The organism is Streptococcus mitis (assembly GCF_009496285.1).
In the GTDB taxonomy this organism is placed as follows: domain Bacteria; phylum Bacillota; class Bacilli; order Lactobacillales; family Streptococcaceae; genus Streptococcus; species Streptococcus mitis_BP.
On record NZ_WIJK01000001.1, the window covers coordinates 100352 to 118974 of the forward strand.

21 protein-coding genes are annotated in these 18623 nt (G+C 40.7%); 5 read left to right on the top strand and 16 right to left on the bottom strand.

Annotated features, from left to right (window positions below):
• The first annotated feature begins 36 nt into the window (after nucleotides 1-36).
• From GEZ89_RS00460 to GEZ89_RS00475, 4 genes are all read left to right on the top strand, one after another.
• Nucleotides 37-1326, top strand: a complete 1290-nt coding sequence (locus tag GEZ89_RS00460) for a carbohydrate ABC transporter permease (RefSeq protein WP_322741460.1) — start codon at nucleotides 37-39, stop codon at nucleotides 1324-1326.
• Nucleotide 1327: 1 nt separating this feature from the next.
• Nucleotides 1328-2170, top strand: coding sequence for a sugar ABC transporter permease (locus tag GEZ89_RS00465; protein ID WP_006149616.1), 843 nt, complete (start codon nucleotides 1328-1330; stop codon nucleotides 2168-2170).
• Between the two features lie 310 nt (nucleotides 2171-2480).
• Nucleotides 2481-3281 carry a DUF1189 domain-containing protein gene (locus tag GEZ89_RS00470; RefSeq protein ID WP_075232325.1) on the top strand — a complete coding sequence of 267 codons (801 nt, stop codon included), beginning with the start codon at nucleotides 2481-2483 and terminating at the stop codon, nucleotides 3279-3281.
• 9 nt (nucleotides 3282-3290) lie between these two features.
• The gene (locus GEZ89_RS00475; RefSeq protein ID WP_075232324.1) at nucleotides 3291-4277 is read left to right on the top strand and encodes a LacI family DNA-binding transcriptional regulator; all 987 of its coding nucleotides are present in this window, start codon (nucleotides 3291-3293) and stop codon (nucleotides 4275-4277) included.
• Nucleotides 4278-4399: 122 nt separating this feature from the next.
• On the opposite strand, the gene GEZ89_RS00480 is transcribed toward GEZ89_RS00475, so the two are convergent.
• The 13 genes from GEZ89_RS00480 to GEZ89_RS00540 all read right to left on the bottom strand — a co-directional run bounded on the left by GEZ89_RS00480 (nucleotide 4400) and on the right by GEZ89_RS00540 (nucleotide 14502).
• Nucleotides 4400-5341: a YitT family protein gene (locus tag GEZ89_RS00480; protein WP_075232323.1), complete on the bottom strand. Its 942-nt coding sequence runs from the start codon at nucleotides 5339-5341 to the stop codon at nucleotides 4400-4402.
• Nucleotides 5319-7082 (bottom strand): aspartate--tRNA ligase, encoded by a 1764-nt coding sequence (gene aspS, locus GEZ89_RS00485; protein ID WP_153224584.1) that lies wholly within the window; start codon nucleotides 7080-7082, stop codon nucleotides 5319-5321. The genes GEZ89_RS00480 and aspS overlap by 23 nt, the downstream gene beginning before the upstream one ends.
• Nucleotides 7083-7230: 148 nt before the next feature.
• Nucleotides 7231-7446, bottom strand: a complete 216-nt coding sequence (locus tag GEZ89_RS00490) for a hypothetical protein (RefSeq protein WP_060955102.1) — start codon at nucleotides 7444-7446, stop codon at nucleotides 7231-7233.
• An 18-nt stretch (nucleotides 7447-7464) separates the two neighbouring features.
• The gene (locus GEZ89_RS00495; RefSeq protein ID WP_153224585.1) at nucleotides 7465-8106 is read right to left on the bottom strand and encodes a CPBP family intramembrane glutamic endopeptidase; all 642 of its coding nucleotides are present in this window, start codon (nucleotides 8104-8106) and stop codon (nucleotides 7465-7467) included.
• 9 nt (nucleotides 8107-8115) lie between these two features.
• Nucleotides 8116-8829 carry a DUF3169 family protein gene (locus GEZ89_RS00500; protein WP_228113849.1) on the bottom strand — a complete coding sequence of 238 codons (714 nt, stop codon included), beginning with the start codon at nucleotides 8827-8829 and terminating at the stop codon, nucleotides 8116-8118.
• 55 nt (nucleotides 8830-8884) lie between these two features.
• Entirely contained in the window at nucleotides 8885-9607 is a 723-nt protein-coding gene (locus tag GEZ89_RS00505; protein ID WP_153224586.1) for a DUF3169 family protein, read from the bottom strand.
• A 13-nt stretch (nucleotides 9608-9620) separates the two neighbouring features.
• Entirely contained in the window at nucleotides 9621-9971 is a 351-nt protein-coding gene (locus GEZ89_RS00510; protein ID WP_153224587.1) for a PspC domain-containing protein, read from the bottom strand.
• The gene (locus GEZ89_RS00515) at nucleotides 9968-10171 is read right to left on the bottom strand and encodes a hypothetical protein (RefSeq protein ID WP_153224588.1); all 204 of its coding nucleotides are present in this window, start codon (nucleotides 10169-10171) and stop codon (nucleotides 9968-9970) included. The genes GEZ89_RS00510 and GEZ89_RS00515 overlap by 4 nt, the downstream gene beginning before the upstream one ends.
• A complete protein-coding gene (locus tag GEZ89_RS00520) occupies nucleotides 10171-10377 on the bottom strand; it encodes a helix-turn-helix transcriptional regulator (protein WP_001176235.1) in 207 nt (68 codons plus the stop codon). The genes GEZ89_RS00515 and GEZ89_RS00520 overlap by 1 nt, the downstream gene beginning before the upstream one ends.
• 9 nt (nucleotides 10378-10386) lie before the next feature.
• Nucleotides 10387-10854, bottom strand: a complete 468-nt coding sequence (locus GEZ89_RS00525) for a hypothetical protein (protein WP_194251809.1) — start codon at nucleotides 10852-10854, stop codon at nucleotides 10387-10389.
• Nucleotides 10854-12134 carry a histidine--tRNA ligase gene (gene hisS, locus GEZ89_RS00530; RefSeq protein ID WP_153224590.1) on the bottom strand — a complete coding sequence of 427 codons (1281 nt, stop codon included), beginning with the start codon at nucleotides 12132-12134 and terminating at the stop codon, nucleotides 10854-10856. Before hisS ends, GEZ89_RS00525 begins: the two co-directional genes overlap by 1 nt.
• An 80-nt stretch (nucleotides 12135-12214) precedes the next feature.
• Nucleotides 12215-13462: a transporter gene (locus GEZ89_RS00535; RefSeq protein WP_153224591.1), complete on the bottom strand. Its 1248-nt coding sequence runs from the start codon at nucleotides 13460-13462 to the stop codon at nucleotides 12215-12217.
• Between the two features lie 188 nt (nucleotides 13463-13650).
• Complete coding sequence (locus GEZ89_RS00540; RefSeq protein ID WP_075232313.1) at nucleotides 13651-14502, bottom strand: Rgg/GadR/MutR family transcriptional regulator; 852 nt, start codon at nucleotides 14500-14502, stop codon at nucleotides 13651-13653.
• A gap of 131 nt (nucleotides 14503-14633) precedes the next feature.
• On the opposite strand from GEZ89_RS00540, the gene GEZ89_RS00545 reads away from it, so the two are divergent.
• On the top strand, nucleotides 14634-15203 hold the full coding sequence (locus tag GEZ89_RS00545) for an MptD family putative ECF transporter S component (RefSeq protein WP_075232312.1): 570 nt from the start codon (nucleotides 14634-14636) through the stop codon (nucleotides 15201-15203).
• A 195-nt stretch (nucleotides 15204-15398) separates the two neighbouring features.
• On the opposite strand, the gene GEZ89_RS00550 is transcribed toward GEZ89_RS00545, so the two are convergent.
• Genes GEZ89_RS00550 through GEZ89_RS00560 form a run of 3 tightly spaced genes read right to left on the bottom strand, consistent with a single transcriptional unit; the run spans nucleotide 15399 to nucleotide 18520 of the window.
• Nucleotides 15399-16091, bottom strand: coding sequence for a methionine ABC transporter permease (locus GEZ89_RS00550; RefSeq protein ID WP_004250431.1), 693 nt, complete (start codon nucleotides 16089-16091; stop codon nucleotides 15399-15401).
• A 1-nt stretch (nucleotide 16092) separates the two neighbouring features.
• Entirely contained in the window at nucleotides 16093-17154 is a 1062-nt protein-coding gene (locus GEZ89_RS00555; RefSeq protein WP_153224592.1) for a methionine ABC transporter ATP-binding protein, read from the bottom strand.
• The gene (locus GEZ89_RS00560) at nucleotides 17147-18520 is read right to left on the bottom strand and encodes a M20 family metallopeptidase (RefSeq protein WP_153224593.1); all 1374 of its coding nucleotides are present in this window, start codon (nucleotides 18518-18520) and stop codon (nucleotides 17147-17149) included. The genes GEZ89_RS00555 and GEZ89_RS00560 overlap by 8 nt, the downstream gene beginning before the upstream one ends.
• Between the last annotated feature and the right edge of the window lie 103 nt (nucleotides 18521-18623).

The following is an 18623-nucleotide window of genomic DNA, read 5'->3' on the forward strand; positions in this document are numbered from 1 at the left end:
TCAGCTTGACGTTCACATCTTATGAAAGGAGCACTCATGGAACAACAACCAAGAAAAGCAGCCTTGCTTTCATTGATTCCTGGGTTGGGGCAAATCTATAACAAACAAAAAGCCAAAGGTTTTATCTTCCTTGCTGTAACATTAGCTTTTGTCCTCTATTTTATAGTACTTGCAGCACCTGAATTGAGCAATTTGATCACACTTGGGGAAAAACCTGGCCGTGACAACTCTCTCTTTATGTTGATTCGTGGTGCATTTCACTCTATTTTTGTAATTGTTTATCTAGCCTTTTATATTCTCAATATTAAAGACGCTCACACTATTGCAAAACGTATCAATAATGGCATCCCTGTCCCATTGACACTTAAGGATATGATTAAAGGTATCTATGAAAATGGATTCCCATACTTGCTCATTATCCCATCTTACGTTGCCATGACATTTGCGATTATCTTCCCGGTTATTGTAACCTTGATGATTGCCTTTACTAACTACGATTTCCAACACTTACCACCAAACAAATTATTGGATTGGGTTGGTTTGACTAACTTCACAAATATCTGGAGCTTGAGTACCTTCCGTTCAGCCTTCGGTTCTGTTCTTTCTTGGACTATTATCTGGGCTTTGTCTGCATCAACTTTACAGATTGTAATCGGTATCTTCACAGCTATTATTGCTAACCAACCATTCATCAAAGGGAAACGTATCTTTGGTGTTATCTTCCTTCTGCCTTGGGCGGTTCCAGCCTTCATCACTATCTTGACATTCTCAAACATGTTTAACGATAGTGTTGGTGCTATCAATACCCAAGTTTTGCCACTTTTTGCTAAGGTTCTTCCATTCCTTGACGGGGCACTCATCCCTTGGAAAACAGACCCTACTTGGACTAAGGTTGCCTTGATTATGATGCAAGGTTGGCTTGGATTCCCTTATATCTATGTCCTTACTCTCGGTATCCTACAGTCTATTCCAAACGACTTGTATGAAGCAGCTTATATCGACGGTGCAAACGCTTGGCAAAAATTCCGCAGCATCACTTTCCCAATGATTTTGGCTGTTGCGGCGCCTACTTTGATCAGCCAATACACCTTCAACTTTAACAACTTCTCTATCATGTACCTCTTCAATGGCGGTGGTCCTGGTAGTGTCGGTGGTGGAGCTGGTTCAACCGATATCTTGATCTCATGGATTTACCGTTTAACAACAGGTACAGCTCCTCAATACTCTATGGCAGCTGCCGTTACCTTGATTATTTCAATCATTGTCATCTCTATTTCTATGATTGCCTTCAAGAAACTACACGCATTTGATATGGAGGACGTCTAAGATGAATAACTCAATCAAACTCAAACGTAGACTGACTCAAACCCTCACTTACCTCTACTTGATCGGACTTTCAATCGTCATTATCTACCCACTTTTAATCACGATTATGTCTGCCTTCAAGGCTGGTAACGTTGTGGCCTTTAAACTCGACAGCAATGTCAACTTTAGTCTTGATAACTTCAAAGGGCTCTTTACAGAAACCTTGTACGGTACATGGTACCTCAACACTTTGATCATCGCTTTGATCACTATGGTTGTACAAACAAGTATTATCGTACTTGCTGGTTATGCCTACAGCCGTTACAACTTCTTGGCTCGTAAGCAAAGTTTGGTCTTCTTCTTGATTATCCAAATGGTGCCTACAATGGCTGCTTTGACTGCCTTCTTCGTTATGGCCCTCATGTTGAACGCCCTTAACCATAGCTGGTTCCTCATCTTCCTCTACGTCGGTGGTGGTATCCCTATGAATGCATGGTTGATGAAAGGTTACTTTGACACCGTGCCAATGTCTCTTGATGAGTCTGCAAAACTTGATGGTGCAGGACACTTCCGCCGCTTCTGGCAAATCGTTCTCCCTCTTGTTCGCCCAATGGTGGCGGTACAAGCACTCTGGGCCTTCATGGGACCTTTCGGGGACTACATCCTCTCTAGTTTCTTGCTTCGTGAGAAAGAATACTTTACAGTTGCCGTTGGTCTACAAACCTTCGTTAGCAATGCGAAGAACTTGAAAATTGCCTACTTCTCAGCAGGTGCTATCCTCATCGCTCTTCCAATCTGTACACTTTTCTTCTTCTTGCAAAAGAACTTCGTTTCAGGACTTACAAGCGGTGGCGACAAGGGGTAATATACCCCCGCCACCCTTTTTCATTTTTAATACTCTTCTAAAATCAAATTCAAACCGCGTCAACGTCGCCTTGCCGTACTCAAGTACAGCCTTTGGCTAGTTTCCTAGTTTGCTCTTTGATTTTCATTGAGTATAAACTAATGCTTATATAGTCTGGTGAGAAACAAGAGATTATTGAGAATACCCTCATTGTTAGTTGACAAATTTTATTAATAGTCTACTTTCAACAAGGATTCGTATCCCCTGCTTGAAATAAAACACATTTCTCTATATAATACTCGTATAGAAAAATGCCTATAGAAAGAGATTTATGTTACCATATCCATTTTCTTATTTTAATAGTATATGGGGATTTCGTAAGCCCCTCTCTCAACGTTTTGGTCTCAACTGGTTTCAACTGATTTTTACCAGTATCTTCTTGATTAGCTTGTCGATGATCCCTATTGCTATCCAAAACAGTTCTCAGGAAACTTATCCTTTAGAAACTTTCATCAATGATGTCTACACTCCTTTGACGGATAGTGTGGTTCAGGATTTGGCTGCCAATGCAAAGATTGTAGATGGTAAGTTGAGCTATGCAGGTTCATCTCCTCATCAAGCTTCTATCCAAATCGGAGACCCTTCTAGTTCAAACTTCCCTGAGGAATTACTTCTGAACTTTGAACCTGAGAAACTCATCATCAGTAAGCAAGGAAAAGAATTGACCAGCATTCGCTATCACGCGATAACGACTGAGAGCTTCCAAAGCAAGGAAAGCTTAACACAAGCCATTTCTAAAGACTGGTATCAACAGAATCGCGTCTATATTAGTCTCTTTCTTGTGCTAGGTTCTAGCTTCCTCTTTGGACTTAATTTTTTTATTGTTGCTTTAGGTGCTAGCCTCTTGCTCTACTTCACGAAAAAATCGCGTCTCTTTTCATTTAAAAGCTACAAAGAGTGCTATCATTTCATTTTGAACTGTTTAGGATTACCAACCTTACTTGCTATGATTCTAGGTCTCCTAGGCCAAAATATGGCCACTTTAATTACTGTTCAAAATATTTTATTTGTTCTATACCTGGTCACTATCTTTTACAAAACGCATTTCCGTGATCCAGACTACCATAAGTAGGAGATTATTATGCCTGTTACGATTAAAGACGTGGCCAAGGCTGCTGGTGTTTCACCTTCAACCGTAACCCGTGTTATTCAAAATAAATCAACCATTAGCGATGAAACAAAAAAACGCGTTCGCAAGGCTATGAAGGAGCTCAATTACCACCCCAACCTCAACGCTCGTAGCTTGGTAAGCAGTTATACCCAAGTTATTGGCTTGGTGCTTCCTGACGACTCAGATGCCTTCTATCAAAATCCTTTCTTCCCATCTGTCCTCCGTGGTATCGCCCAAGTCGCCTCTGAAAACCACTACGCCATTCAGATTGCGACAGGTAAAGATGCCAAAGAGCGTCTTAAAGCTATTTCTCAGATGGTCTATGGTAAGCGTGTAGACGGTTTGATTTTCCTCTATGCCCAAGAAGAGGACCCTTTGGTTAAGTTAGTAGTAGACGAGCAATTTCCTTTCCTTATCTTAGGTAAATCTCTATCTCCCTTCATTCCACTTGTCGATAATGACAATGTCCAAGCTGGTTTTGATGCGACAGAGTATTTCATCAAAAAAGGATGCAAGCGAATTGCCTTTATCGGAGGTACTAAGCGACTCTTCGTAACACTAGACCGTCTGACAGGTTACGAGCTAGCTCTCAAACAATACCAACTTCCTCTCGATACTAATCTGACTTACTTTGCTACTGAATTTCTTGAAGATAATGGTTATCGCTTTAGTAGACTTCTCTTCAAACACAATCCAAATATTGACGCTATTATTACCATTGATAGTCTCCTTGCTGCAGGGGTCTGTGATTACATCGCAAAACACCAACTGGATGTCCCTGTCCTCAGCTTCGACTCAGTCAATCCCAAGCTCAACTTGGCGGCCTATGTCGATATCAATAGTTTGGAGCTTGGTCGTGTTTCCTTTGAAACTATTCTCCAGATCATCAATGATGCTAAAAACAACAAACAAATTTGTTACCGCCAGTTGATTGCCCACAAAATCGTTGAAAAATAAAAAAGCCCAACTCTGACAATATGTTCAAGAGTTGGTTTTTTCGTTCTATTCATTGTTATAAATAACTATTAGTAAACTAGAGCAAGGTATCACTAATGGAATTTGAAGATGTCCTGAAATCTTTAGTTTTCGACTTCGACAAATCGTCCTAGGATATGAACATTTTCTGAAACAGAAACAAAGGCCGTCGGATCAACTTGCTTCATGATTAATTTAAAATCATTGAACTCTGCACGAGTGATAACCGTAATCAAAACAGCCTTACGCTGGTGATTATAAGTTCCTTCAGCATCATGGATCATGGTTGCGCCACGGTGCAATTTATTATGGATCTTCTCAATGACGGCATCTGGATTGCTAGTAACAATCATGGCCTGCATGCGTTTTTGCTTGGTGAAAACTGCATCTGTCACACGACTTGAGACAAAGATGGTAATCATGGAATAAAGGGCATATTTCCAACCAAAGGTCACTCCAGCAATCAACATGATGGTACCGTTCACCAAGAAAGAGATACTTCCGACGTTGCGACCTGTCTTCTTACGAATGGTTAGGCTGACAATATCTGTTCCGCCACTGGAGATGTTATGTCGTAAAGCAAAGCCGATCCCCAATCCCATGACGACTCCCCCAAAAAGGGCATTGATGATTGGATCCTCTGTCAAGACCACCACAGGCACAAACTGGATAAAGAGCGAGCTCATGGATACCGTGATAAAGGTAAAAATCGTAAACTTATGTCCAATTTGGTACCAGGCTAAAATCATCAGCGGGATATTGATAGCGTAAAATGCTACTGAAATTGGGAAATGAAACCCAAACCAGTGGTTACTTAGAGCAGATATAATTTGGGCCAAACCTGTCGCACCACTTGAATAAACGTGCCCTGGTTGGAAAAAGAAATTAACGGCTACTGCTGATAGAAAACCATATACCAGAGAAGCTGAGATTTTTTCATCGTATTTTTCTCGAGAAATACTTTGTAAAACACGCAAAATCTTTACTCGATAAGCAAAGCGGCGAAGATAATGGTACCACTTTTTAGTTAGTTTCGTTTGTTTCATCTTGTTCTACTTGTAGATTAAGTTCCTCTAGTTGTTTAAGAGCTACTGTTGATGGTGCTTGCGTCATTGGGTCAGTTGCCTTATTGTTCTTAGGAAAGGCAATAACTTCGCGGATATTTTCTTCTCCAGCGAGCAACATGACAAAACGGTCAAGACCGATAGCCAAACCACCGTGTGGTGGGAAGCCATAGTCCATAGCTTCCAAAAGGAAACCAAACTGGTCATTTGCTTCTTCAGCTGAGAAACCAAGAGCTTTGAACATGCGTTCTTGGAGTTCTTTTTGGTTGATACGAAGACTACCACCACCAAGCTCATAACCGTTCAAGACGATATCATAGGCAATGGCACGAACCTTAGCCAAATCACCTTCAAGCTCATGAGCAGTTTCTGCTTGAGGAAGGGTAAATGGATGGTGGGCACTCATATAACGCCCTTCTTCTTCAGACCATTCAAACATTGGCCAGTCAACAACCCAAAGGAAGTTAAATTTATCCTGATCAATCAAGCCTAGTTCTTTAGCAATACGTCCACGAAGGGCACCAAGTGTTGCATTGGCTACTTCAAGCGTATCAGCCACAAAGAGAACCAAATCCTTATCTTCAAGACCAAGTGCTGCAGTCAATTCTGCTTGGATACCAGTCAAGAATTTCGCAACTGGTCCGTTTAATTCTCCATCAACAACCTTGACCCAAGCAAGACCTTTGGCACCGTACTGTTTGGCTACTTCGGTCATCTTGTCGATATCTTTACGTGAATAGTTGTCCGCAGCTCCTTTGACCACAATGGCTTTTACAGCAGGTGCTTCTGAAAAGACTTTAAAGTCAACACCTTTGACCACTTCTGTCAAGTCCTGAAGCAACATCTCAAAACGAGTATCAGGCTTGTCAGAACCATAAAGAGCCATGGCATCATCATACTTCATACGAGGGAATGGCAGTGTTACTTCGATGCCTTTTGTTTCCTTCATCACGCGCGCAATCAAACCTTCTGTGATATCTTGAATTTCTTGCTCAGTAAGGAATGAAGTTTCCAAGTCGACCTGTGTAAACTCAGGTTGACGGTCTCCACGTAAATCTTCATCGCGGAAACATTTGACGATTTGGTAGTAACGGTCAAATCCCGCATTCATTAACAACTGTTTTGTAATCTGCGGACTTTGAGGAAGGGCATAGAAATGACCCTTATTGACACGAGAAGGCACCAAATAGTCACGCGCCCCCTCTGGTGTTGACTTAGAAAGGAATGGCGTTTCCACATCAATAAATTCCAACTCATCCAAGTAGTTGCGGATAGAATGTGTTACTTTGGCACGAAGTTTAAGATTTTCCAACATTTCTGGACGACGAAGGTCAAGATAACGGTAACGTAGACGCGTATCATCGTTCGCTTCAATGCCATCCTTGATTTCAAATGGTGTTGTTTTGGCTGTGTTAAGTACAGAAAGAGCTGTTACATTCAATTCAACTGCACCAGTCGCCAACTTATCATTGGCTTGCTCACGTGCAGCAACTTGACCAGTCACCTCGATGACAAATTCACTACGAAGGCTTTCAGCTGTTGCCATCACCTCTGCAGATACTTTTTCTGGGTTGATAACCAACTGCATGATTCCTTCACGGTCACGAAGATCGATAAAGATCAAACCACCAAGGTCACGACGACGGGCTACCCATCCTTTCAAGGTAATTTCTTGTCCGATGTGTTCCTCACGAACACGACCAGCATACATACTACGTTTCATGTTTTCTCTCCTCTTTTATTCTGTTACTATTTTACCATAAAAGCGCAGGCTCTTCATGAAAATCATCAGAAAAGTTGAGAAGAATCCTGCTATAAATGAAAAAATCCAGCAAAATCATTCGCTGGACCTTATTTTACTTGGTATTTCTTTATTTTTTTCGCTTTTCAGCAATCTCTGCAGCCTTTTTAGGGAGAACAATCTCCGTTGCATAGGCTGTCGCAAATCGCATAATACCTGCGATTGGTGCAAAGATAACTGCTAGATGGTTATAAAAGAAATCCCCTTTAAAAGCATAGGCAAGCGCTCCAATAATGAAGAAGAGTACAACTGCCTGAATCACTGCTAATAATATCACTCGTTTCATGACTTCCTCCTGAGTCTATTATAGCATGAGAATCATTAAAAATCCGATTAAATTATTTAAAGCATGTAAAGCAATGCTGTATGCCAAACCACCTTTGCTGATATATGCCAAGCCCAAGCTCAAACCGAGGGAACCATACACTAGGAATTGTTGAGGAGTGCCAGGGAAATGAACAAGGGCAAAAATGATAGTACTTACAAGAAGAAAGAGTACTGTCTGCTTGACGTTATCCTGCTGAGGGAAGACATAACGAGCTAACAGACCTCTAAAGGTCAACTCTTCTGTCAGGGGTGCAAAGACAACAATCATGAAGAAAGAGAAGAGAGGTTGATTATGAGTCAATTGTTCTGCCGTCTGTTGACTGACAGATGGATCATTTGGTAAGAAATTTTGTACAACAATGATAAGGACCCATACCAAGGCAGGCAACCAGATGTATTTGTTAAGGCCCGTTTTTTCTATCGTAACAGTTCCTGTCTTATACCACTTGTATGTTAAGAAGGTAAAAGCTCCTGCTAATAGAATATAAAGCGGAAGAACACCGACTATAGGTGCACCTGAACCAAGAGCAATCAGAGGTAAAGTCTGAATAAAACCGTAGATAAACAAAAATGATAAGAAAGCAAGAACAAACCAGCCAATGTTTTTAAGTGTTTTCATAAAAGACTCCTATTTAAAATAACGTTTTGTTTTTCTTAATTGTGCGATAGTTATATAAAAATGAATGACGACTAAAAGAACTAAGGCAACCACTTGTATTTCTCGTAAAACAACTGATAATACTATCAATAAAAAATAGAGTGATGGCAGTAAAATCTGATTCAACCTAAACAGAGTTAAATAGGCACTTTCCATCTCTGCCTGCTTTTCTCCCTCATCATAACTGTTAAGATATGCTAAAATATCTTTTGGAGTGTAATAAACAGACAGTTTATAGTGTCGAACGATAAAAATAGTTCGCAACAAGTAATTGGCAACAATAATGTATAAGCATAATAGAATAAGAGCAGGAAGAATTAGCAAGGTATTCTTAAATATCGGAGAAATCAGTATGATCCCACTGATCATCATTGCTATCATCAAAACATTTGAAGAAACCGAACCATAATCTAAGTAACGATAGGCTCTTACATAGGTCTGATCACTATCTTCTTCCTCTGCCACCCTTTGATAAAGAGTATAAACTGCACGACTTTTGCCAAGATAATACATGGCTAAGATGAAGGAAATTCCTCCAATAACGAGAGCGAATCCATAAACAGTGTGTAAGACTTGTGACATTTGAATCTGTTCAGCTATACCTCTAAGAGTGTAAGCAAAGGCTCCTACAAAAGCACTTAACATACACACTACTACTCTCAACCATTTACGATTATTTTTCATTTTCTGACCTCTATCTAAACTAGCCAATAACCTTAAGTAGTTTCAGTGATCTTTCCTATTTGAAATAGCGTTTCACCATAGGTATTTGCATCACATTGATATAAATATGGATAACAGCTACGGCTAAAAGTGCTAATAACTGAATTTCTCCTGTAAGTACAGAAACGATATCAATCAAAATATACAAACCCGGTAAAACATATTGGTTTAATTGAAATAAAATCCGAAAGCTCTGCTCCAAATTTGCTTGTCGTTCTCCTTCATCGTAAGAATTGACATAATCTAACACATCCTTTGGAATAGAGAAGAATGACAAATCAAACTGACGAACAATCGAAATCGTCTTGAAAAGATATTTTTGAAGTACTGCAGCTAAAATAAGAGCTGGGACAGAAAGTCCTAGAACGATAGAACTTGTATGGAGTATCATCACTTCATTCATAGAGATGAATAAGGCGAGTATAGTCATAACCGAGACAACGTTAAAGGCAATCGTACCGAACTCAAGATTTCGATACATTTGCACATAATAAGTTTCATTCACATCGTCATCTATTTCCATTTGATATAAAGAGTGGAATTTCCTACTCTTTTTTAAAAAATAGATAGTTACAAAAATGCTAATGAAAGCTATCAATAAACAAGATGCTGAAATCCATGGAACTAGAGTATTCAAATTAAAACTTGTGCCCAATGCCCAAGCACGACCTGCAAGCATACCTGTAAAATAGCCTAAAACACCAATCGCTAAGAAGTATAAGATTCGTTTCTTTTTCATTTTCATCCTCCCTCTAAACTAATCCAGCCAACCATTGACCAAAGGCTTTACCTGATTCAAAAATAGCTGTCAAACCTTCTGCTCCAAGCGACACCAAAAGCAAACAAACAACAAATAAGAGAATAGCTTGATTTCTTGCTTTTTTCGCTCTATCTCCCAAGGGCTCATTGCCAAGCCAACCTGCTAGATAAGCATAGGCTGTAACTGTTAAAATACCAATCTCCGTCGAAGAGAGAAACAAGAAGAGCGTCACCAAACGAACGATGTTGGTTTGGATGTTAAAATAATTTCCTAAACCTGCACAAACACCTGCAAGTGCTTTGTCTTCAGTATCGACTTGAAAACCTGCTAAAAATTCTTTCATAACTTTTCTCCTTTTACGAGCTCTTTGAATTTTATCTTTCTCTCTACCCATCTAAAGACTAATAGTAGCACTAAATTTATCCAGAAGAGATACTTACTTTCAACGATTGTAAACCAACCAAATAGGCTTCCAATCATAGCCAAAAGATTCACGATAAACACAACGATACAGAGATAATAAATCACTTTATACTTGTTCATCACTCATCCTCCTCTAAGCGAAAAACTGACTCGACTGGCTCATTGAAGATCTGAGCAATCTTCAGAGCAATGACGATGGAGGGCGTGTACTCATCCCGCTCTAGCAAACTGATGGTTTGCCTGGACACGCCAGCTAGTTTGGCCAGCTCGGTTTGATTCAGGCCATCGCGAGCCCGAAGCTCTTTTAGACGGTTTTTTAGTTGCATGTTACACACCTACTCTCCATCAAATTCAACGGCTTGGATATCCTCAATACGTTGCAACTTGAATTTTTCTTTCCCATTTTTATCAACATGACGTAGTTTGACCCATTCCTCATCAACATCCACAACTTCCCATAAATTTGTTCCAAACACTTGTCCAACGATTGTTGGTTTTTTCCCAATTAATTCTTGCAATAATCTTGACATATCTATATTTCCTTTCTCTTTTCTTTCGATTACCTTTAACCTTTTCTCTAACCGCTTGATTTTTTTAGATTGACTACTATAAATCAAGACGAGAAAAGGAAAAAAAATCCATACCCACATGTGGCCCCCTCCTAGTTCTTTATTTCTTAACTTGATTTCATTGTAACATATCTTTTTATTTTTGACAATTATCTTTGTCAAAAAGTTTAAGATTTTTGTCATTTTGCAAAAGAAAAAGGTCAGGAATAAAATCCTGACCAGTTTATCTATCATTAAAACCCTAGTTTTTCAAAGATTTCTGAGAAGTTTTGGCTGATTGTCTCAAGCGACACTTGCACTTCTTCTCGGGTTTGATTGTTCTTGACCGTTACTTGTCCGCTTTCGACTTCGCTCTCACCTAGAGTGATGAGGGTCTTAGCCGCAAAGACATCGGCTGACTTGAACTGAGCTTTGAGTTTACGATTGAGGTAATCACGCTCTGCTTTGAAACCTTGTTGGCGAAGGGCTTGTACCAATTCCAAAGCCTTGACATTTGCCCCTTGACCCAAGACTGCGATATAGACATCTAGGGCGTTTTCGATAGGGAGGGCCACACCTTGCTTTTCAAGGATGAGAAGCAGGCGCTCTACACCAAGTCCAAAACCAAATCCAGCAGTTTCAGGGCCACCAAAGTAAGCAACCAAACCATCGTAACGACCACCCGCACAGACTGTCAGGTCATTGCCCTCAATCTCAGTGATAAACTCGAAAATAGTGTGGTTGTAGTAGTCTAGACCACGCACCATATTGGTATCGATGATGTAGTCTACACCCAGATTCTCCAACATCTGACGCACAGCATCAAAATGAGCTTGGCTTTCTTCATCAAGGAAATCCAAAATAGAAGGCGCATTCTCTACTGCTACCTTATCTTCTTTTTCCTTAGAGTCCAAGACACGGAGAGGATTTTCCTCCAAGCGACGTTGGCTATCCTTAGACAAGGTTTCCTTGAGCGGTGTTAAGTAGTCAATCAAGGCCTGACGGTAAGCCGCACGGCTCTCAGGATTTCCAAGAGTGTTGAGGTGCAATTTAACACCTTGTATGCCAATTTCTTTCAAGAAGTGGGCTGCCATAGCGATAGTTTCCACATCGGTAGCTGGATTGCTAGAGCCAAAGCACTCCACACCAATCTGGTGGAATTGGCGCAAACGACCTGCTTGTGGACGCTCATAGCGGAACATTGGCCCCATGTAGTAGAACTTACTTGGTTTTTGAACTTCTGGTGCGAAGAGTTTGTTTTCCACATAAGAACGAACGACTGGAGCAGTTCCTTCTGGACGGAGGGTAATATGACGGTCTCCCTTGTCGTAAAAGTCATACATTTCCTTGGTTACGATATCAGTTGTGTCTCCAACAGAACGACTGATGACTTCGTAGTGCTCAAAAATAGGAGTACGCACTTCTGCGTAGTTGTAGCGTTTGAAGATTTCACGCGCAAAGCCTTCAACGTACTGCCATTTGGCAGACTCAGCAGGTAAAATATCCTGCGTTCCTTTTGGTTTTTGTAATTTCATAGGGAATCCTCTTTATAACTTAATAGTCCTATTTTACCATAAATGAGGGGATTGGGACAGTGTGAAAAGAAGACTAACACCTAAATTTCATGTTTGAGATTAAGACTAGCTAGGAGAATCGCAAGCAAGGAAAGCCCAACAAACAGAGCCCATGTTAACTGTATATCCCATACTGCCACCAGTGAAAAACAGGCTGTCCCCACTGGTATAGATAGAGTAAACAACAAACCTAAAAAATTACTGGTACGAGAGAGAACCTCTGGAGCAAGATTTTTCATGAGCAGAGCACTAATCTTTGGAGAAATTTTCCCAGAAACATACATGGTAAAAAAGACGAAAAGCATCCCGAGCAAGACTTGGTTTAACAAATTAGATAGACCAACTAGACTGGCTCCTAATGTAACCCACATCATCAATCTAGGTAGAGATTGCTTCCCAAAATAATCATTGCCAGTAAGGCTACTGATGATAACTGCTAATAAGGTAATCAATTGTAAGATAAACAAGGCATCCTTGTAGGAAAAATTCAGTAAGGAATGATTTAAAAGGAAGATGTTATAGATACCACCTAAGGCACCACCCAAAGCATTGATAATCAAGATAGCAAAGAGCATAAAACCAAAGTTTTTCTGTCCACTTTTAAGAAAAACGAGGCGTAAGTTTCGGTAAATCGTTAAAAATTGATCTTTGATAGAAAGTTTCTCATTTTTCAGTGATTTACTATCAACAAGTGGAGTTGATAAGCCTAATTCAGCCCTTCCTAAAAAGAGAACGAGAGCTGACACTAGGAAAAATATGGCATTGATTCCCGCTACGAGCGAAAAGTTCTGTGTTGACACCCCTAATAGCCAAACTCCAAAAGCTTGGCCGCCAATCGCAGAGATGTAGGTAATAAACTGCGAAAAGGAATAGGCCTCCATCAGATCTGACTCTGCTACCTTTTCTTTAACGAGAGGCATTCGCAAGCCACCAGCAAAATCACTGGCTACATCACTAAGGACATTGATGAGGCAAAGGGTCGAAAAGGCAAAGAAACTAGCTTGCTGAACAACTAGGGCTGCTAGAAAAAATAAAACCGCCTGAAATAAACCGACATAGGTCATCCATTTGACCTTGTCCTTGGTATAATCTGCACGAATTCCTACAAAAACTGTAAAAAGAGTTGGAAGCATCATCACAACATTCGCCATAGCAACGGCAACAGAAGCCTCTGGCAAAGTCGAGGCATAGACCACGAATACTAAATTAAAAATGGAAGCACCAAAAGCATTGAAAAAGCGTGATAAGCTCAAAACTCTGTATGCTTGATTTCTTAGTAATAGTTTCATATAGATTCCTTTCTTTCTCACATTCTACTTTTATGGTAGTTCTAGTATAGCATCAAGAATCCCTCGAGAATACTTTTTTGAATATATGCAACAAACTAAACGAATAACGAAAACGCTAGAATTTTCTACTACTAATAAGTATCTTCACAGTCCTATCGTTTCAAGTTATTTTATCTAGTTGCAGATATTCAACACTCCATGGCACTTCTATAATAGTCAGCAGATCTGCTACAACCAATCATCTCAAAAATACGAATAGCATCCTCCATCTTTCTCTGCCCTTCCTCTACTCTTCCTTGCTTACTATCAAGCAAACCTTCTGCCCATAGGTAGACTATTCGAAAATAGGTTTCATTTTCTTCAAAGAAGTTCTTTTCAATTTGTTTTTTAAAATAGAGGGCATTGGTAAAATCATCAACTTCAATACAGGCCATAAAAGCATTGAGGAGCAAGGTATGCATCATATTTCGATTTTTCCCAACTCCTTGCAAGAAATCTGACTTCCGCAACATTTCTCGAGAGTACTTTGTAAAAAGCTGGACTGATAAAAGCGGAGAGCAGGAAGAAAAGAACAACAGTTCATAGTGTCCCCAAATTTCGACAGAAAATAGATAATCATGTAGGACTCTTTCTTCCTCAGCGGTCAATGTAACCATCTCATCAATGGCTTTCATATAGGATTTTATTAAAATAGCATTGAGAATGTGTTGCTGTCTATCTTTTGAAAAAGGAAGTTGTTGATACTCTCTCTGGTAGAGAGTGCGCAAGGATGTCAAATCTTGAGGGTCAATAGCCTCAACTATTCTGTTTCTAAATTCAGAATAGGCATCCTGATGAAAACCTCTCGCCAAAAATAACAATTCTTCCATACTCGCATGAATATTCTCCAAAGCTGCGATTAACTTTGGAGCAGATATTTCACTCTGACCATTTTCAAAACGCGACAATAAGGATGCTGAAAAGCGTCCACCTGTTGCTTTTCTCAAGGAAATTTTTCTTGATTCTCGTAACTCTTTAAAAACTTTTCCTAAATTCTTCATCCTCTTACCACTCGTCTTTTATTTTTTCCTATTTTACCACATTTCCTAATAAATACTAGTTCCAAACCAGCATTTACAATCTGCCACAGGCATGATACAATGAATAACATCAGATATACGAAGGAGAATTTATGAAAAAGAATATCTTGACGACCCTTGTAGCTGCCCTTGTCTACTTTCTCTGCATCGGAGTGGGGGTTCTACTAGGGAACCTTGTCGACCACACTGGAAATATGTTTTACGCCCCTGCCTTTTCTGCCCTTGTGGGTGGTAGCGTCTATATGATCCTTTTAGCAAAAGTGCCTCGTTTTGGAGCGATTACTACGATTGGACTTGTAATTGCTCTCTTTTTCCTCGGAAGCAAGCATGGTGCTGGTGCCTTTCTTCCAGGAATCATATGCGGTCTTGCAGCAGATGGCATTGCTCATCTTGGCCACTACAAAGATAAGGTCAAGAACCTTCTTTCCTTCCTAGTTTTTGCTTTTGGTACTACTGGTCCCATCCTACTTATGTGGCTAACTCCTCAAGCCTATATCGCAACCCTCGTAGCTCGCGGAAAATCTCAGGACTATATTGACCGCATCATGGTCGCGCCTAACCCTGGTACTATCCTTCTCTTTGTAGCAAGCATCCTCATTGGTGCTTTACTCGGTTCCCTTATTGGACAAGCGCTGAGTAAGAAATTCGCAGATAAAATGTGATAGAAAAAGAACCACACGGCTCTCAGTAGGTAGACAAACCCTTTCGGTAATTTTACTACATCTTGAAAACTCTTAGAAATGCTGATACATGCTATTTTTAAGAGTTTTTTTATTTTCTCTAATAAAAGAAAAAGATTGAAGAAAATTGTCCAAAATTGACTTTTTCTTCAATCTGAGAGCCACTTAACTCTTTTTTTATTTATGACTTAATTTCTTGGTCAAGAAGTCTCCCAAGAATTGAATTGTAAAGATAATCAGGATAATGATGAGAGTCGCAAGGACTGTCACATCATGATTGAAACGGTTAAATCCATAAGCGATAGCCACGTTACCGATACCACCAGCTCCAACTGCTCCCGCCATAGCTGTTTCCCCAACAAGGGAAATCAAGGTCACAGTCGTCACACGAATCAAATCTGGAAGACCTTCTGATAGGTAAACACCCACGATGTCCCAGAAAGTCGCTCCGCTCGCTTGAGCCGCCTCGATGACACCGCCATCTAGCTCTGCCAATACCACCTGTACCTGACGAGCAAAGAAGGCAAAGACTGCAAAAGATAGGGGTACAATAGCCGCATTTGGTCCGATACTTGTCCCTACGATTAGATGAGAGAAGGGTGACAAGACAGCCAAGAGAATGATAAATGGCACCGCACGGAAGATAGAGGTAATCTTGTCTAAAATCCAGAAAACAACTTTATTTTCCAAGACACCACCTGGAGCTGTCAAGACAAGGAAAAGCCCTGCAACCAGCCCTAGGAAACCTCCGATGATGAAGGAAAGAACCGTCATATAAAGAGTCAAGTAAATTGCTGTTCCCCAGCCAGCCTGACCAGACCAACCCATCTTATAGACGTTTGGTAAGTATGCTTTAATCAATTCTGCCATCTTACTGTCCTCCCTTCAATACTTTTAGTTGCACACCTGCCTGACGAATGGCATCTTGTGCGCCTGCAAGAGCTTCTTTTTCCCCTGACAAGACAACCACAAGTTCACCCACAGGAGTACCATCCAAAATTTCAATGTTCCCATAGAGAATATTGGCTGTTACTTGGTAATGCTTGTACAATTCATTCAGAAGCGGTTCATCTGTAGAAGCGCCTGCATACTTGAGTTGTACCAAAATGCTATTTTCAGATAAGTGCTCTACGATTTCTTGTTTCTCAATCTTGACCATAGCTTCATCGATACCTGTCGCAGTTGAGATAAAGTCCTGAGTCAATGGTTGCTTAGGATCTGAGAAGATTTCAAGAACGCTACCTTCTTCAATCAAGCGACCGTCTTGCATAACTGCTACACGATTGGCAATGTCTTTGACAATCTGCATCTCGTGTGTAATCAGGACAATGGTCAAACCTAGTTTACGGTTCAATTCTTGCAAGAGTGACAAGATTTGTTTCGTTGTCTTTGGATCAAGAGCTGAAGTTGACTCGTCTGAAATCAAGATTTTTGGATCATTGGCCAAGGCACGCGCAATAGCCACACGTTGTTTTTGACCTCCAGATAGTTGTGAAGGATGGTTTTCGGCACGGTCAGCCAAGCCCACCAAGTCGAGCAATTTAGCTACTTTGGCCTTCTTTTCTTCCTTGCTGAGTCCAGAGTGTTTGAGGGCAAAGGCCACATTCTCCTCTGCCGTCTTTTGACTCATCAGGTTAAAGTGCTGGAAAATCATTCCGATATCTTGACGTTTACGACGCAACTGCTCGGCCGTCAAGGTCACCTTGCCATCAAAAATCACATCGTCATCGATGGTAATTTTGCCTGCAGATGGCTTTTGCAAGAGGTTAATCACCCGTACAAGGGTTGATTTCCCTGCTCCAGAATATCCAACGATTCCGTAGATATCCCCTTCTTGGATGTGAATAGTCACATCCTTGACCGCTGTTATAGTTCTTTTCTTTTGGTGAAAAGTCACATCGATCTGATCTAACTTGATAATATCTCTACTCATAGCTTCTAATCAGCTCCTCTACTAATTCAATATGGGTGTAATAATCGGCGATTCGTACATTCTCGTCTCCACCATGGTCTCGACTATTAGCATTTCCTAGACCAAAGGCAACCATAGGTACTTCTAAGGCATCAAAGACCGTATGCATAGGCCCTGTCCCCGCTGTTGTCGGCAAGACTGAAACGCCCTGTGGATAGAATTTCTTGGCCAACTCGATCACATTGAGAATGGCTGGCGCGCTCATGTCGCTTCGATAGCTCATCTCTCCCAAGGTATAGTATAATTCTACCTTATCAAAGCCATTTTTGTCTAGCTGTTTCCGAATTTTTTCCAGAACATCATACGGTTCTAGGCCAGGAACCAAACGAACTTCTAACTTAGCACTGGCTTCTGCTGGCAAAATCGTTTTAACCCCTTGCCCTTGATAGCCTGACTGAATCCCTTCGATATTAAGAGCTGGCTCGAAAAAGAAACGTTTTAGGAAGGCTGCACGATCCTCTTGTAAGAGAGGCAATTCCAAACCATAAATCTGGCTGATTTCCCCTGGATTTCGTTGGGCGTAGGTATCAACCAAGGCCAATTCACGTTCATTTGGCACTTGTACTTCTTCGTACAAGCCTTCAACCAAGATACGTCCATCTGCAGCGCGAAGAGACTGTAAAGCTTGAAGGAGATACCAAGGAGCTGATTCCACAACCCCACCATAACTCGAATGGATATCCACATCCGCACTTTTTACCTTGGCATCAAAGGTTACAATTCCTTTGTTCCCACCAGAGATTTCTAGCTGTTCGAAGGCATTTTTGGTCCCTTGTTCCCAGACCAATAAATCTGCACCACGAAGCTTGTCCGCATGTTTTTCTAAATATTTGTCCAAGTCCATAGAGGCAGACTCTTCAGCTCCTTCCATGATGAAACTGATATTGACTGGTAGATCATCATGATGCTGCATGTATTTTCTAAGAGCACTCAAGCGGGCAGTGATATGCCCCTTGTCATCATCAACCCCGCGTCCATACATAATGCCATCACGCACAGAAAGCGTAAATGGATCCTCTGTCCAGACTTGGTCGCCATCCGCAGGTACTGTGTCATAGTGGTTGTAGAAAATGATAGTCTTGGCATTTGGGCGTGAACTTTTAAAATGCGCCATGACAAAGGGTGCCGTATAACTCTCATCAATCTCGACCTCTGCACCTACACGCTTGAAGATTTCGCCTAGATAACGAGCCACCTCTTTAAGGCCGACTTGTTGGGCAAAGACTGATTTTTTAGAAATCAAGGTACGCAAAACTTCAAAGTAATGTTGCGCTACATGATCCTTTTCAAACTTTTCAATTTGTTCTTCTTGGCTAGGGAAAACCATTTTCTCTCTACCTTTCTACTAGGACTTGTACCTTTAGAATCAATACAAGTGGATATTCCTTTTCTTTAGTCTCTATATAAAATCAAGAGGTGGAAAAAATCTC

Coding starts and splice junctions, on each gene's coding strand:
- GEZ89_RS00460 (WP_322741460.1), top strand. CDS start 37: ATGGAACAACAACCAAGAAAAGCAGCCTTGCTTTCATTGATTCCTGGG.
- GEZ89_RS00465 (WP_006149616.1), top strand. CDS start 1,328: ATGAATAACTCAATCAAACTCAAACGTAGACTGACTCAAACCCTCACT.
- GEZ89_RS00470 (WP_075232325.1), top strand. CDS start 2,481: ATGTTACCATATCCATTTTCTTATTTTAATAGTATATGGGGATTTCGT.
- GEZ89_RS00475 (WP_075232324.1), top strand. CDS start 3,291: ATGCCTGTTACGATTAAAGACGTGGCCAAGGCTGCTGGTGTTTCACCT.
- GEZ89_RS00480 (WP_075232323.1), bottom strand. CDS start 5,341: ATGAAACAAACGAAACTAACTAAAAAGTGGTACCATTATCTTCGCCGC.
- aspS (WP_153224584.1), bottom strand. CDS start 7,082: ATGAAACGTAGTATGTATGCTGGTCGTGTTCGTGAGGAACACATCGGA.
- GEZ89_RS00490 (WP_060955102.1), bottom strand. CDS start 7,446: ATGAAACGAGTGATATTATTAGCAGTGATTCAGGCAGTTGTACTCTTC.
- GEZ89_RS00495 (WP_153224585.1), bottom strand. CDS start 8,106: ATGAAAACACTTAAAAACATTGGCTGGTTTGTTCTTGCTTTCTTATCA.
- GEZ89_RS00500 (WP_228113849.1), bottom strand. CDS start 8,829: ATGAAAAATAATCGTAAATGGTTGAGAGTAGTAGTGTGTATGTTAAGT.
- GEZ89_RS00505 (WP_153224586.1), bottom strand. CDS start 9,607: ATGAAAAAGAAACGAATCTTATACTTCTTAGCGATTGGTGTTTTAGGC.
- GEZ89_RS00510 (WP_153224587.1), bottom strand. CDS start 9,971: ATGAAAGAATTTTTAGCAGGTTTTCAAGTCGATACTGAAGACAAAGCA.
- GEZ89_RS00515 (WP_153224588.1), bottom strand. CDS start 10,171: ATGAACAAGTATAAAGTGATTTATTATCTCTGTATCGTTGTGTTTATC.
- GEZ89_RS00520 (WP_001176235.1), bottom strand. CDS start 10,377: ATGCAACTAAAAAACCGTCTAAAAGAGCTTCGGGCTCGCGATGGCCTG.
- GEZ89_RS00525 (WP_194251809.1), bottom strand. CDS start 10,854: ATGATAGATAAACTGGTCAGGATTTTATTCCTGACCTTTTTCTTTTGC.
- hisS (WP_153224590.1), bottom strand. CDS start 12,134: ATGAAATTACAAAAACCAAAAGGAACGCAGGATATTTTACCTGCTGAG.
- GEZ89_RS00535 (WP_153224591.1), bottom strand. CDS start 13,462: ATGAAACTATTACTAAGAAATCAAGCATACAGAGTTTTGAGCTTATCA.
- GEZ89_RS00540 (WP_075232313.1), bottom strand. CDS start 14,502: ATGAAGAATTTAGGAAAAGTTTTTAAAGAGTTACGAGAATCAAGAAAA.
- GEZ89_RS00545 (WP_075232312.1), top strand. CDS start 14,634: ATGAAAAAGAATATCTTGACGACCCTTGTAGCTGCCCTTGTCTACTTT.
- GEZ89_RS00550 (WP_004250431.1), bottom strand. CDS start 16,091: ATGGCAGAATTGATTAAAGCATACTTACCAAACGTCTATAAGATGGGT.
- GEZ89_RS00555 (WP_153224592.1), bottom strand. CDS start 17,154: ATGAGTAGAGATATTATCAAGTTAGATCAGATCGATGTGACTTTTCAC.
- GEZ89_RS00560 (WP_153224593.1), bottom strand. CDS start 18,520: ATGGTTTTCCCTAGCCAAGAAGAACAAATTGAAAAGTTTGAAAAGGAT.